The 12,923-nt window shown below is 66.1% G+C and carries 12 protein-coding genes, 1 pseudogene and 1 riboswitch; of the genes and pseudogenes, 8 read left to right on the top strand and 5 right to left on the bottom strand.

Annotated features, from left to right (window positions below; translation table 11 throughout):
• Positions 1 to 26: 26 nt before the first annotated feature.
• Positions 27 to 659, top strand: a complete 633-nt coding sequence (locus BJL86_RS08060; RefSeq protein ID WP_067471204.1) for a Type 1 glutamine amidotransferase-like domain-containing protein — start codon at positions 27 to 29, stop codon at positions 657 to 659.
• Here BJL86_RS08060 and BJL86_RS08055 read toward each other — a convergent pair.
• Positions 651 to 1,592 carry a 5'-3' exonuclease gene (locus BJL86_RS08055; protein ID WP_067471206.1) on the bottom strand — a complete coding sequence of 314 codons (942 nt, stop codon included), beginning with the start codon at positions 1,590 to 1,592 and terminating at the stop codon, positions 651 to 653. The genes BJL86_RS08060 and BJL86_RS08055 overlap by 9 nt on opposite strands.
• A gap of 38 nt (positions 1,593 to 1,630) precedes the next feature.
• Here BJL86_RS08055 and BJL86_RS08050 point away from each other — a divergent pair, with 38 nt between their 5' ends.
• Positions 1,631 to 2,764, top strand: coding sequence for a M24 family metallopeptidase (locus BJL86_RS08050; protein WP_067471208.1), 1,134 nt, complete (start codon positions 1,631 to 1,633; stop codon positions 2,762 to 2,764).
• A complete protein-coding gene (locus BJL86_RS08045) occupies positions 2,764 to 3,837 on the top strand; it encodes a phosphotransferase family protein (protein ID WP_067471210.1) in 1,074 nt (357 codons plus the stop codon). The genes BJL86_RS08050 and BJL86_RS08045 overlap by 1 nt, the downstream gene beginning before the upstream one ends.
• On the opposite strand, the gene BJL86_RS08040 is transcribed toward BJL86_RS08045, so the two are convergent.
• On the bottom strand, positions 3,834 to 4,253 hold the full coding sequence (locus tag BJL86_RS08040; RefSeq protein WP_067471213.1) for a pyridoxamine 5'-phosphate oxidase family protein: 420 nt from the start codon (positions 4,251 to 4,253) through the stop codon (positions 3,834 to 3,836). The two genes, BJL86_RS08045 and BJL86_RS08040, sit on opposite strands and share 4 nt — an antisense overlap.
• Before the next feature lie 52 nt (positions 4,254 to 4,305).
• Here BJL86_RS08040 and BJL86_RS08035 point away from each other — a divergent pair, with 52 nt between their 5' ends.
• From BJL86_RS08035 to BJL86_RS08020, 5 genes and pseudogenes are all read left to right on the top strand, one after another.
• Positions 4,306 to 5,133, top strand: coding sequence for an SDR family NAD(P)-dependent oxidoreductase (locus BJL86_RS08035; protein WP_067471215.1), 828 nt, complete (start codon positions 4,306 to 4,308; stop codon positions 5,131 to 5,133).
• Positions 5,130 to 6,482, top strand: a complete 1,353-nt coding sequence (gene cbiE, locus BJL86_RS08030; protein ID WP_197487506.1) for a precorrin-6y C5,15-methyltransferase (decarboxylating) subunit CbiE — start codon at positions 5,130 to 5,132, stop codon at positions 6,480 to 6,482. The genes BJL86_RS08035 and cbiE overlap by 4 nt, the downstream gene beginning before the upstream one ends.
• Positions 6,479 to 7,282 (top strand): annotated as a pseudogene (gene cobM, locus BJL86_RS17575) (precorrin-4 C(11)-methyltransferase); the annotation flags it as partial. The gene cbiE and the pseudogene cobM, both read left to right, overlap by 4 nt.
• Positions 7,283 to 7,345: 63 nt before the next feature.
• Positions 7,346 to 8,380, top strand: a complete 1,035-nt coding sequence (locus BJL86_RS16750; RefSeq protein WP_231887094.1) for a cobalt-precorrin-6A reductase — start codon at positions 7,346 to 7,348, stop codon at positions 8,378 to 8,380.
• Positions 8,344 to 9,312: a DUF4299 family protein gene (locus BJL86_RS08020; protein ID WP_082908289.1), complete on the top strand. Its 969-nt coding sequence runs from the start codon at positions 8,344 to 8,346 to the stop codon at positions 9,310 to 9,312. Before BJL86_RS16750 ends, BJL86_RS08020 begins: the two co-directional genes overlap by 37 nt.
• Here the strand turns inward: BJL86_RS08020 and BJL86_RS08015 are convergent.
• The 3 genes from BJL86_RS08015 to BJL86_RS08005 are packed head-to-tail and all read right to left on the bottom strand — an operon-like array spanning position 9,309 to position 12,720.
• Positions 9,309 to 10,859: a precorrin-2 C(20)-methyltransferase gene (locus tag BJL86_RS08015; protein ID WP_067471223.1), complete on the bottom strand. Its 1,551-nt coding sequence runs from the start codon at positions 10,857 to 10,859 to the stop codon at positions 9,309 to 9,311. The two genes, BJL86_RS08020 and BJL86_RS08015, sit on opposite strands and share 4 nt — an antisense overlap.
• On the bottom strand, positions 10,856 to 11,524 hold the full coding sequence (locus tag BJL86_RS08010; protein ID WP_067471225.1) for a precorrin-8X methylmutase: 669 nt from the start codon (positions 11,522 to 11,524) through the stop codon (positions 10,856 to 10,858). The genes BJL86_RS08015 and BJL86_RS08010 overlap by 4 nt, the downstream gene beginning before the upstream one ends.
• A complete protein-coding gene (locus tag BJL86_RS08005; RefSeq protein WP_082908290.1) occupies positions 11,521 to 12,720 on the bottom strand; it encodes a hypothetical protein in 1,200 nt (399 codons plus the stop codon). Before BJL86_RS08005 ends, BJL86_RS08010 begins: the two co-directional genes overlap by 4 nt.
• A 5-nt stretch (positions 12,721 to 12,725) precedes the next feature.
• Positions 12,726 to 12,836: riboswitch (cobalamin riboswitch) on the top strand.
• Positions 12,837 to 12,923: the final 87 nt, after the last annotated feature.

Below are 12,923 nucleotides of genomic sequence, written 5' to 3'. Positions count from 1 at the left end.
TCCCACTCTGACATACCATCGCGGATATGAAGTTGCTCTTGACGTCCCTCGGGATAGGCGCCGTACCAGGCTTCGTCGAAGGCGCGACGGGAAGAGCGTCAGAAGGCCTGCACCTCGGCTTCATCTGGGATGCTGCCGCCGCTGAGGCAGAGGACCCGGAAGGGCAGTGGCAGCTCGATCGCCTGGAGGCGCTGGGGTTCAAGGCGACCCGAATTCTGGCGGCCGACGCTACTTCGGCAGCGAATTTCGCGCGGACGCTGTCCCAGTTGGACGTGGTCTACGTTGCGGGCGGCAATTCGTTCGCACTTCTTGCGGCGCTCCGCGACAACGGGGCGGGACTCGCGCTCGTGGAGGCCGTCCGTGCGGGGCTGCCGTATATCGGGATGAGCGCCGGATCGGTCGTCGCGGGATCGGACCTCGAACCCATCACGCTGCTCGATGATCCGCGCGTGGCGCCCACGCTCGAGAACTACGAGGGTATGGGGATGATTCAGCAGGTCGTCGTTCCCCATGCCGACGGAAAGCTCACCCACTACCCACGGTCGATTTTCGAGCGCATCGATCGCGAATACGGGTCCCGGTTGCCCTTGCTCTATCTCGATGACGACGAAGCGTTGCTCGTTTCCGGCGGCAGCATTCGCGTCGTCGAATCACCGTAGCTCTGCCAAGCGTCTTTCGAGGTTCCGGATCGCGCGTTCTTGCCCGGTGCGCGCGATGAGTTCGTCGAGCACAGCAGGTTCGGTCGCACCGAGCGCACCGCTACGTGCGCCGTCACACTCGGGGGCGTGCGGGGACTCACCGAGAGCGACGATTCGCCTTGCGGCACGCACATAGTCGGCGGACGCGAGGAGGTTCTCCCGCTGGCGCGCGGGCATCTTCACCGATTCATCTTCGGCTGCGGCGAGGATCCCTTCGATATCGCCGTGCGTCGCGACGAGCGTTGCCGCGGATTTCGCTCCGATACCGGAGACTCCTGGGAGTCCGTCGGAGGGATCGCCGACCAGCACGGCGTAGTCTGCGTACCGCCTAGGGTCGGTGCCCTCCGGGAAGCCCACGCGTTCGCCCACATCGGCCGGGCCGTAGAGCACCCGCTTGCGCATTCCGGCACCGATATAGAGGACTTTCCTGTCCTCGCGGGCGATCTGGAGCAGGTCCCTGTCGCCGGTGACAATGACGGTGTTGCCCTCGGACTCGCCGGAGAAGGGGAGTGCGGCGAGAACGTCGTCGGCCTCGCCGTCGGGAATATGAGCGGTGCAGACGCCGAGTGCCTGGAGTAGCTCCCAGATGATGGGTACCTGGTAGTGAAGCGCCTCGGGCGCGTCTTCGCCTCCACTCTCGGCGACGCGCGCGGCCTTGTATTCGGGGACGAGTGCCACCCGCCAATTCGGACGCCAGTTCTCGTCTCGCGCCGCAATGAGCCCCTCCGGCGAATACTCGCGGAGGAACTCGGCGGTCATATCGCAGAAGCCGCGCACGGCGTTCATGGGCCTACCCTCGGAATCGGTGATCTTGTCCGGAATGGCGTGGAAGGCGCGGAAGTAGATCCCTGCGGTATCGAGTGCCAGGAGCGACGTGCGGTGTGGGGTGCTCATCTGAGAAGGCCTTTCGCCATCAGGGTTAGTCTTGGGACATGACTCCTTCAGTTTCGCACGAGTTCGCACGCCCCACTTCCGCACGTACGGCGAGACTTGCCTCCGAGCTTGCCGCGTCCGGTGTGGATGTGGCGTTCGCGTTCCCGGGGTCGGACTTGAAGTATCTGCTCGGCGAGGAACTCCATAGTCACGAACGTCTGACGACGTTGGTGGTGCCGGCACAGGGCACGCCCACTCTCGTCCTCCCGGATCTCGAGGCCACGGCCGCGGTTCACGAGCTCGCGGGGGCGGCAGGCGCTGCAGTGCGCACGTGGCAGGACGGCGAGGACGCGATCGCGATGGCGCTCAGCGTCGGAGGCACGCTCGACGGAAATGCATCGGCCGTCGCCGTGAGCGACGACGCGCCGGCGCGGCACGTGGTGCCGCTGCAGGATTCACTGGGGGCGCGGGTCCGTCTCCTCACCCCAGTTCTCGACACGCTTCGCGCGGTCAAGTCCGAAGAAGAAATCGCCGATCTCGCCGCTGCAGGTGAGGCCATCGATCGAGTGCATCGCCGGATGGCCGAGTTCCTGCAGGTGGGCCGCACCGAGCGCGAGGTAGCCGAACTCATCGACGCTGCGATCGTCGAAGAGGGACATACGCACGCCGAATTCATCATCGTCGGTTCCGGGCCCAATGGCGCCGACCCACATCACGACGTATCCGACCGCCGGATCGAATCCGGTGACATTGTCGTCGTCGACATCGGGGGTCCGCTTCCCAGTGGCTACAACTCGGATTCGACGCGTACCTACTCGATGGGCGAGCCCTCGGAACAGGTCGCGCGCGAGTACGCCGAGCTCGAGGAGGCGCAGGCCAGGTCGAGAGCTGCCGTTCGCCCCGGGATCAGCGCGAACGAGATCGACGCCGCGGGACGCCGCCATCTCGAATCCGTGGGACTGGGCGAACGATTCATTCATCGGACCGGGCACGGGATCGGGCTGTCCGTCCACGAAAGCCCCTACATTTCTTCGGATTCGGACACCGTCCTCGCTGAGGGGATGGCGTTCTCCATCGAGCCGGGTATCTATTTGCGCGGCTCCTGGGGTGCGCGGCTCGAGGATATCGTCGTCGTCACCTCGGACGGAGTCCGCGAGCTCAACAACGCGCCACGCGGTCTCACCGTCCTCTGATGGCTGTGCCCGGTCTCGGCGACCGTACGCGGCTCGCCGAACGACTAATTGCACACACGTGGCCGCACCTGCGCTTCGCGGATACCAGCGTCCCGACACCGGGAATGGACCATGCCGTGATCGTGCTCCGCGACGTGATCGATACGAGCGCGGGAACAGGCGATGCCGGGGCCTTCCTGGGGGATCTCGTCGTTCGTGCGCCGCTGACGTCGGACTACCGCGCCCAGTCCCACGCCGAGGCTGAGGTTCTGGAAGAGCTCCGAGCGGTGCTGGCGCGACAGGGGAGCGGGGTACGCATTCCCCGGCCGGTCCTTCGCACCACCGATGGCACGATAGGTGCCCAGACTTTTGTAGAGGGATCGCCGATCACCGCTGCCGCGTGGGACACGATGGCTTCGGCTCAGCAGGAGAAAGTCGTCGACGAGTTCGCCGAGCTATTTGCCGCGATGCATACGCGCGACGTCGATTCGGCGCCGTTCAACACCGTGGAGTCATGGTGGCTGCCCACAGAACATCGGGAACTCACCGAGGCGGTTCGCGGGGAAGGTCTGGGGCACACTCGACTCAATATCTCCTCGCCGAGGGCCTTACCGGCCAAGGCAGCAAAAGTCGCCGAAACGGCCCCCAAGGTGATTCCGGGCGAACTCTCGGATTCGGACAAGGACATCATCGAAGAGATCATCCGCGACGTGAGCGCCGTGCTGAAGACTCCGTTCTCACCACGACTGGTGCACAGTGACCTCTACGATGCCCATGCGTTGTGGGACGGAGATCACCTCGGAGTCATCGATTTCTCCGATATGAACAGAGGCGATCCAGCGATCGACTTCGCACATCTTGTCGATCTCGATCCCACGCTCGCCGACGTGGTTCTCGCCCGCACGAAAGCCACAAGTGTCGACGGGATTCGTCCGGAGTACGACGACGACATTCTCGATCGCGCATGGATCTACAAGAGATGGGACGCGGTGTTCCTGCTCATCGATCACCTGCGCACCGGGTTCACCTCTGCCGAGGAGGCGCGGGAGGCATTCGCCGCGGTGAGGAACCCGCGACGCCCGGGAGCGGTCTAACCGGGTAGGCGAGGGGAGCGGCCGAGCAGGTATGCCGTTCCGAGCACACGGTCGACGCGAATTTCGACGACCACGCGCGCAGGGTTCGGGCGGGGCTTCCGGTAGCGCTCGGCATAGAGCTGCTCGGCCCTGCGCACCTCGCTCTCCGACGTCAGCAAGCGAACCGCCCCTTCCAGCGACAGCCACCTCCGCCCATCTACCTGCGCGACGACCGCGCGCCCACCGCGACGCGCATTGGCCGCCTTCTGATTTGCGCCGGAGGTGATGACGCGAACGCACCGTTCGACGGGATCATAAGTGAAGCCGATGGCGGCGACGTGCGGAGATCCGTCGCGGCGCAGCGAGGTCAGCGTCCCGAGGTGCCGCTCGGCCAGGAACTCGAGGGCTTCGGCGGTGAGGTCGGAAGGTGTGCTCATACTTTTAAGCCTCCCACGCCCGTAACCCGGACGCACATGCGAAGATGGACGTATGACTTTCCCACCCGAAACTCCCGACACATCAGCCACAGCCGCTTCGGCGCGTGGCGAGGACGCACGCGTTGTGGCCGTTTTCGGTGGTCGAAGCGAGATCGGCGTCGCGATCGCCGAGCGGCTCGCGCCGGGGGCTACCGTCGTACTCGCCGCGCGACCTGGCCCGATGTCCGACGCGAAGGCAAAGGTCGAGGCCGCCGGGGCCGCGAAGGTCGTGTGCATGGAGTTCGACGCGGATTCGCTGGACTCGCAGCGGGAGCTTCTCGGGCGCATCGAGACAGAGGTCGGCGCGATAGACACCGCGGTCCTCGCCTTCGGGATCCTCGGAGACCAGGATCGCGCCGAGGCCGACGCGGCACATACCGCGCAAATCCTCCACACCGACTTCTCGGCGCAGGCCACGCTGCTCATCGAACTGTCGAATCGGATGAAATCCCGAACACCGAAACCGGGCGTTGAACCGCGCAAGGCGCGCGGCACGATCGTCGCGTTCTCCTCGGTCGCGGGCGTGCGTGTTCGCCGCACCAATTTCGTCTACGGCTCGGCGAAGGCCGGGCTCGACGGTTTCGCCCAGGGACTTGCGCATGCCCTGCACGGCAGCGGGGTGCACCTCATCATCGCGCGACCGGGATTCGTCATCGGCAGGATGACCGAGGGCATGGATCCCGCGCCGTTCTCCTCGACGCCGGACGAGGTAGCCGATGCCGTCGTCGAACGTATCCACGCGGGCAAGGGAACTTCGCTGTGGATCCCATGGCAGCTGCGTGCGATGTTCTCCGTAGCGCCGTTCATCCCGGATGCGTTGTGGCGCAGGATGCCGCGATGAGAGGCGCGGACGCTCGAGGAGAGGACCGGCACCTCACTATCATCGGAATCGGCGTCGATGGCCTCGCCGGCCTGAGCCCACGTGCGCGGGCCGCGCTCGATGGCGCGACGGCGATACACGGTAGCCCCCGCCAGCTCGCGCTCCTCGACGGCGCGGACGCGCTCTCCGCTATCCCGCGCAAGCCCTTGTCGCGCCCACTCATGCCCGGCCTCGTCGGCGACGTCCGCGAAGCGCTCGACCACGGCGGGGTATTCCTTGCCAGCGGCGACCCCATGTTCTTCGGGCTCGGCGCGACCATCGCGCGAATCGTTCCGGACTTCGGCGGCCACATCGTATCCATACCCTCTCCGTCGTCGGTCTCCCTCGCCGCCGCGCGCCTCGGGTGGCCGCTTGCCGAGATCCCCACGGTCAATCTTCTTACTCGTTCGCCAGCGATGCTGCTGCCGCACATGTTTCCCGGGGCGCGCTTCTTCGTGCTCTGCGCGAATGCCGAAGGCCCGGCCTCGGTCGCCGAGTACCTCGCCACCCAGGGCGCCGGGCGAGCGCGGGTGCACGTGCTCTCGGATATGACGCCGGACGCCGGTAAGCACCACGTCGCCACCGCCTCCGACCTCGCGGAACACACGGTCGGCGAGTGGTCCGACCTCGTGATGCTCGCGGTCGAGATGCCCTCCGGTACCTGGGCCGGGCCGCCACACGGACTCGCTTCGCGCACGCCGGGGCTTGCCGACGAGGTCTTCGAGCACGACGGCCAGCTCACCAAGCAGATCCCGCGCTCCGTCGTCATAGGCCTGCTTCGCCCTTATCCCGGCGCGCTACTGTGGGACATCGGCGGGGGATCGGGCAGTATCTCGATCGAGTGGATCCGAGCGGCAGCGGGGGCACGCTCAGAATGTTTCGAGGCCGATCCCGACCGCCGGGCCCGCATCGAGCGCAATGCCCGTGGTCTCGGAATCGACGTGGACCACCACGTCCTCCAGCTCAGGGGCGCCGCACCGCAGATCGCGCCCACCACGAGTTACGCCCCACTCGCAGACGCGCCGGACGCGGTGTTTATCGGCGGCGGGGTCACCGCCGAAGGCATGCTCGACTGGGCTTGGGGAGCTCTCCGCGCAGGTGGTCGCCTCGTCGCGACCGCCGTAACGGCCGAAGCCGAGGCCATCCTTCGCGCCCATCGCGACGCCCACGGAGGGCAGATGTTGCGCCTGGGTGTCGAACATCTCCGCCCCCTCGGTCGGTATTCGGGCTGGCAACCCACACGTAACCTGGTAATTTACTTCTGCGATAAGCACGAACAGCCGAACGCGGGCGAGAGTGCGCTACAGGAGGGAGGCCCGGAGGCGATATGACCGTCTACTTCATCGGTGCCGGCCCTGGCGCCGCGGATCTGCTCACCGTCCGCGCACAGCGCCTCGTGCGCTCGTGCGGTACCTGCCTCTACGCCGGCAGCATCGTCCCGCCCGAGGTGCTCGCGTTGTGTCCGCCGATCTCGCGGATCATCAACACCGCCCGGATGCCGCTCGCCGAGATCATCACCGAGCTGCGCGACGCCCATGCCCGCGGCGACGATGTCGCCCGTCTGCACTCCGGCGACCCGAGCCTGTATTCGGCGATCTCCGAACAGCTCGACGCGCTGGACTCCTACGGAATCCCGTGGGAAATCGTTCCGGGCGTTCCTGCCTACACTGCCGCAGCGGCGGCCCTGCGCACCGAGCTCACCATTCCGCACATCTCGCAAACCGTCGTGCTTACCCGGGTCGACGGCCGCTCGACATCCATGCCCGAAGGGGAGGACCTTGCCTCGGCGTGCGCCTCGGGCGGCACGGCGGTCATCCATCTGGCAGCGCATCAGGCCGAACGCGTGCGCGACGAGCTGCTGCCGGTGTACGGCGCCGACGCTCCGGTCGCGGTCGCCGCATATGTGTCGCGGCCGGAGGAAGTACTCCTACGCACGACGCTGTCCGAGCTACCGGAGAAGCTCGCCGACGCCGGGATCACGCGCACCGCCGTCATCATGGTGGGAAAGGTTTTCGCCGACGGCGTGCGCACAGGCAAGAACCCGCTTGTTGACGCCGAAGGTACCGAGCACTCGAACCGGTCCTTCCTCTATTCCGATTCCCGCCCGAGAGACGCGGAGGGCCGCACCCTCTGCGACAACGGCGAACCCCTCGACACAACGGAAGTAGAAGGGGAGCCAACGCGTCTGCGTCCCGTGCCCGACGCCTACGAGGAGGCCGAGCGCGCAGGTCGAGAGGATTCCGTCGAAGACCGCGGGAGCGGGGAGAACGCCGAAGTCGACGCGTCGCAATCGGGTGACGAACAACGAGGTTCGGACGACCCGGTCGACACGGAAGAGTTCGTCCCCGAGCCGCTCACGGCAACGCCGCTCGAGCGCACACGCGACGAGGTCGACGAGTCCGAACTCGCCGTTCCCGACCCCGTCCTCACGCCCGAACATAAGGCCGCCGTCATCGACTCTCATCGCCACGATGGCCCGCCGAACAAGATCCTCATCCTCGGCGGCACGGCGGAGGGCCGCAAGCTCGCGGATCTCATCACCGAGGCAGGCCTCGACGTGGTCACCTCGCTCGCCGGAAGAGTCAAGCGTCCGCGGCTTCCGCAGGGGGAGGTTCGCATCGGTGGCTTCGGCGGTCCGCAGCGCATGGGCCGCTACCTGATGGAAAGTTCTGTCGATCTCGTCATCGACGCCACACACCCCTTCGCGGAAAAGATTTCCGCGTCCGCCCTCGAGGCGTCGACCTCGACGGGGACGCCTCTACTGCGACTCAATCGGCCGCAGTGGACTCCCGGGGAGGGAGACAACTGGCTGTCTGTCTCGTCCGCGGAGGAGGCTGCCCGTCTCGTGCAGGAACGGTTCAAGCGCCCCCTGCTCACCATCGGTAGGCAGCAGCTCAGCGCCTTTGCCGGAGACGCGCGCAGCTCGTACCTCATCCGCTGCGTCGAGCCCCCGGAGGGAAAGCTGCCGCGGCGCTACCTACTCATGTTCGACCGAGGACCGTTTGATTTCGATTCGGAACATTCGCTCCTGCGACGCCATCGCATCGATGTAGTCGTTACCAAGAACAGCGGCGGGGACGCCACTGCGGCCAAGTTAGAGGCTGCACGGTCACTGCACATACCGGTGATCATGATCGAACGTCCTCCCTCGCCACCCGTGCCGACGGTCCACACCGTCGCCGAGGCGGCGCAATGGATCGTCGAGGTGTTTGGCTCCTCCCGCGTTTAGGGTTTCGGCTCCGAAAGACCACACGAGGATCTCTGGGAGCAAATATGAGCCGAATCTTTTCCATCAGCCCACGTTCTGGACACCGTCCGCTGACTATGGGGCAGTTGATGGCTCTTGGGCCGGCGGACCTGCGCCCTTATAACATCGACTTCGACCACGTCGAAAGCTTCCTGGCGGCGTCACCTGCTCAGTTGGTGAGCACGTGGGGTATCGATCCGTACAGTTCGCGCGGGTTCGAACTGGAATTCTCCGGAGGGGCCTATCGGGCAATAGTGAGCACTCCGTCCTCGCCCAACGATTGGCGCATCACGCTCGATTTCCTCGCCGCTCTGGCGGGACACCTGGATGCTCCGATCCTCGATGAGGACGGCACGGCGTATTCGCCGGACTCCATCACGGCGTTCCCATTCACGAGAGACATCGGCATCGGGCTCGCCTCACTGCAGTCTTCGCTGGACAACGGCAATACGGTGATGCTCGACGGGGTGCGAAGGCGGGTCGCCGTCACCCCTGCCATGCTGCGCCGCATTACGGGCGCGCCCTCGCCGGCGGACGAGTTCGGGGAGACCATGCGTGTCATCCAACAGCTCGATGCCTACGACGCGAGCCAGATGGTCGCGCGTTCACCGAAGGGGGAGATCCTCGGGATGTACACGATCACCCAGTCGGTACGCACGATTCTGCCTCTCGCGCCGACGGTGTCGCGCGGGATCAGAGAGCAGATCGGCACGAACACTGCAGTCGATTGGAGGATCAACCTCATCGCCTGCGATGGCCCATCCGATCGCGCCGAGTCCTACGTTCCCGCGGGCGAGGTGGCATACCGCGAAGCCGTGGAGCGGCTTCCACGGGACAAAGTGCGCGTGCTCGACGGTGCCTCGATGCTCATCGAGGCACTCGACCGCGATGAACTCGACGCGCTGCGTGCCTAATAGCTACGGGGAGTGTAGGCGCGTGGCCCAACGCTCGTCTGCATCACGCGCGTGCGGCTGGAACCGACAATGAGCAGCGTGCGCATGTCGACGGTGTCGGGATCGAATTCGGCTGCGCTCACCACCTCGACCTTTTCCCCGGGGCCGCCGATGTCGCGGCCCTGGACGATCACCCGATCGTCCCCACCGATCTCGCGGACGAGTTCGGCGAGACGGCGGACCTGCTCGCGCCGGCTCTTGGATGCCGGATTGTAGATGGCGATAGCCAGGTCAGCTCCGAGCAGCGCACGCAGCCGCTGCTCGATGACTTCCCACCCCTTGAGTCTGTCCGAAAGCGATACGAGCGCCAGATCGTGGCCGAGTGGCGCACCCGCCTTCGCCGCTACAGCTGTAGCAGCGGTAACTCCCGGCAACACAGCGATCTCTACATCTGAATAGTTGCCGGCATCGGCGGCCTCGAACACCGCGGTGGCCATGGCGAAGATCCCTGGGTCGCCGCCGGAAACGACCACCACTTTCTTGCCTGCACGGGCGAGATCCAACGCGAAGGTCGCACGCTCGATCTCGACGCGATTGTCAGAGGAGTGAACCCGAAGCCCTGGGCGCTCGGGCACGCGCGCGGTATAGGTGGCATAACCAACCAGGTCGGAGGCGTTCGCAAGGGCAGCTTCGGTCTCCGGCGTCATCCAGTAATCGGGTCCGGGACCGGTGCCGACGACTGTGACGCTCGCTGCACCTTCATCCGCGCGCACCGTGGCGCCCTCGGCTGCGCCTTTCGCGACGCGCGGGGCTGCCGCGCTGTGGCCGCCGCGCGCCCGGGTATCTGTGGGGCTGGGGATGACGGCGGCGGAGAAATACGGCACCTCGTTCGGGGCCACCTCGGCAAGTGGCGCCACTCGCTGCTCACTGGTCGAAGCTCGCTCGACATACCGAGCCTCGGCCAAGCGGCCGGACGCCTCCAGCGCGCTACGCACCTTCCCGAATGTGCGGCCCAGCTTCATGATGACGGCGGAGTCCGTGTCCGCGAGCCGCCGAGTCAGCTCCGGTTCGTCAAGTGTGCCCGGCAGGACGGTCAGTATCTCCTCGTGCTCGGTGAGCGGGCGGCCTGCCGCCGCCGACACTGCTGAAACCGACGTGATCCCCGGGATGATCTCGCACGGATAGCGCTGTTCGAGTCGGGTGTACATGTGCATGAACGAGCTGTAGAACAGGGGATCACCGGCGGCGAGCAGGGCGATGGAGCGACCTGCTTCGAGGTGCGCGGCCAGTCGCGCGGACGCTTCTTCGTAGAACTCCTCGATCGCGGCAGCGTATCCGCCCTCGTGATCGGTGTCCTCGACGGTGAGGGGATACTTGAGCAGCTCTTCGATGTGGCCTGGGCGCAGATGCGCCTCGGCGGTACGGCGGGCGATCGACCTGCCGTGGCGTGCGGCGTGGAAGGCGACTACGTCCGCGGATTCGATGATGCGTGCGGCCTTGATGGTGATGAGCTCCGGGTCGCCGGGACCGATGCCGACGCCATACAACGTTCCTGATTCGGCGCTCATTCGGCCACGCTCGCTAGTGCGTTCACGGCAGCCGCGGTGATAGCGGAACCGCCCCTCCGGCCACGCACGGTGATGAAGGGCACGCCGAGGTCGGCGGCATCGCTGGCGAGCGCCTCCTTGGATTCGGCGGCGCCGATGAACCCGACCGGGCATCCGATAATGGCGGCGGGAACCGGGGCGCCCAGCCTCAGCATTTCGAGCAGATGGAACAGCGCGGTCGGCGCGTTACCAATTGCGACGACCGAACCACCGAGTCTCGGCAACCATGCCTCGAGTGCGGCTGCGGACCGGGTGGTGCCGATGTCCGCGGCCAGCGCGGGCACGCCTTCGTCTCGCAAGTGGCACAGCACTTCGTTGTCTGCAGGGAGTCGGCTGCGGGTGATACCGGAAGCGACCATGTGGGCGTCGGTGAAGATTGGCGCCCCACCGGCGAGGGCCGCCCGGGCACTGTTCACCACGTCATCGGAATACTCGACAACACCGGCGAGATCGGTCTGGCCGGCAGCGTGGATCATGCGCACCACGATCCGGGAAACATCCTCCGGGAAACGGACGAGTTCGGCCTCTGCCCGAATGGTCGCAAATGAGGCGTCGTAGATCGCCTGGCCATCGCGTTCGTAGTCGTAATGGAAGACGTGGTGCTCTCGGCCTCGCGCGTCGGTCACTTCTCGTCCTTAGGTGAATCGTGTGTGGCGTAGCCGTCGGGGCCCGCCTGGTACAAGGTGGATTCGTGGTCCCAACCACATGCTCGGTCGCAACCGACCCAGTGTTGTCCGACAGGCTCCAGCCGCAATTCGTTGGCCGCGGCACGGATATCGCTGTGGACGTCGGCGTGAGACTTACTGCAGCCCGACGATCCGATGCAGGCGGTTGCATGCACCCAGGGAGAATTCGCATCAAAGATCAGTCCCATGGGGGCGAGAACGCGCACGACCTGTTCGGCCTGGGCCTCGCTGAGACCGTGGATGCCGACAATTCGGTCGGGTGAAACCGTGGTGTCGGTGTCGATCGCGCCGAGGAATTCGGCGAGGCGGTGGTCGATGATCGCCAGCTCGGTGACCGCGAGAAGGGATACCGATCCATCCGGTGAATCTATCCAACCCACCGGCGGATGAGGCTCGGGAAGTGGATGGACTTCTCCTACGCTCTGCGTCAATCCGGCTGCGTCTGAGGGAGAGTCCGTCGTGCTCTCGTGCAAACGCGCCGACGAAAGAACGCTGAGGTGTGGGTCGGTGCCCTGCGCGAGCCGCCAATCGTGTTCGGGAATGGAAACGAAGTGCTCGGCGAGGTCGGCGAGGATCACTGCGATCGCGTCGAATCCGGCATACATACCCACCGCCTCACCGGCGACGAGTAGTTCCAGAGCGCCGGCGCGGTGCCAGCGCGCGCCGAGATCGGGACGACGTTTCGCGATATCGCCTGCGCCGTCATCCAGCCCGAAAAGGAATTTCCCCGACAGTCCGGCGAGGGCGGGTCGGGAAAGAAGTTCTGTCTCCAACCGTGGAACGAGACCTCCGATGGGGCCGTGTCCGGAGAGACGTCCGGCGAGGGGTGAGGCGAGGATATTGCGGGCTCGGTCGTGGGTGTCGCTCGGAGCGAGTCCCGCTTGGGACAGGAGGCCGAGAAGCTCCTGTTGATCGGTGTCGGCCAGTCCCCGGATCTGCACGTTGCCGCGTGAGGTGAGGTGGAGGTTGCCGTCCCCGAGTCTGGCGGCCGCGGCAAGCGCCTGCCAGGCGATCGGGGACATGCGGCCGCCTGGTACGCGAACGCGGGCGAGCAATCCGTCCGCGGCCTCGTGCAGGCGGACCACGCCTGGGCAGCGATCTTCGCGGGTCGCGGAGGTGTCCGATGGGCAAGTCACCCATCCAGGTTAAGCCGCGTGCAGGCTAGGCTGTCCACTAGCCCGCCGATCGGGAAGCCGGTGAGATTCCGGCGCGGTCGCGCCACCGTGAGATCGGCCCGAAAACGGATCGATCGAGTCGGACCTCGACGTGCGGGAGAAGTTCGCACACGCGGCGGGCTCCGGATTTTTGCCTCGCGGGACGCGTACCCACCCACGGAAGG

The sequence above is a fragment of the Dietzia timorensis genome (assembly GCF_001659785.1).
GTDB classification, from domain to species: domain Bacteria; phylum Actinomycetota; class Actinomycetes; order Mycobacteriales; family Mycobacteriaceae; genus Dietzia; species Dietzia timorensis.
This window is presented reverse-complemented; position numbering and strand designations above follow the sequence as displayed.